Origin of the sequence: Kitasatospora sp. NPDC056531, from assembly GCF_042794375.1 — a bacterium.
Taxonomy (GTDB): domain Bacteria; phylum Actinomycetota; class Actinomycetes; order Streptomycetales; family Streptomycetaceae; genus Kitasatospora.
In genome coordinates this window covers 1-352 of record NZ_JBHTTU010000294.1, presented here as the reverse complement: position 1 = coordinate 352, position 352 = coordinate 1, and the positions used below count along the sequence as shown (strand labels likewise).

Annotated in this window: 1 protein-coding gene; it reads right to left on the bottom strand. The window is 69.6% G+C overall.

The window, feature by feature from the left end:
• A partial coding sequence (locus ACFQ87_RS45755; RefSeq protein WP_380616971.1) for an SAM-dependent methyltransferase occupies positions 1-189 on the bottom strand: 189 nt, incomplete at its 3' end.
• Between the last annotated feature and the right edge of the window lie 163 nt (positions 190-352).

The window sequence follows — 352 nt, the reverse complement described above, 5'->3', positions numbered from 1 at the left end:
GTCGCGGGCACCGGGCAGGTCGGCGAGCAGGCGGTCGGCGACCTCGCGGTCCGCCGGGAAGTTGGTCTTGCCTCCGAGCAGGTAGTCGTAGACCCGGGCCGAGTGCGCCCGGTCGGTCCGTAGGTCGACCTGCGGCGGATGGTCGAACTCAGCCTCCGTCAGCCAGCTTTCCGGTTCGTAGCTGTCCACTGTGCCCCACGTTCGGCGTTTGTCCAGACCACTCAACCACAGGACGTGATCGTCCGTCACGCGGTTCCCGCTGTCCGCTGAACGCCGGTTTCCGCCTCCTTCACGGCGGAGGCGAACGAGGGCACCCGCATGGCCGTCAGCAGGGCCAACGCCGGTCCCGCCG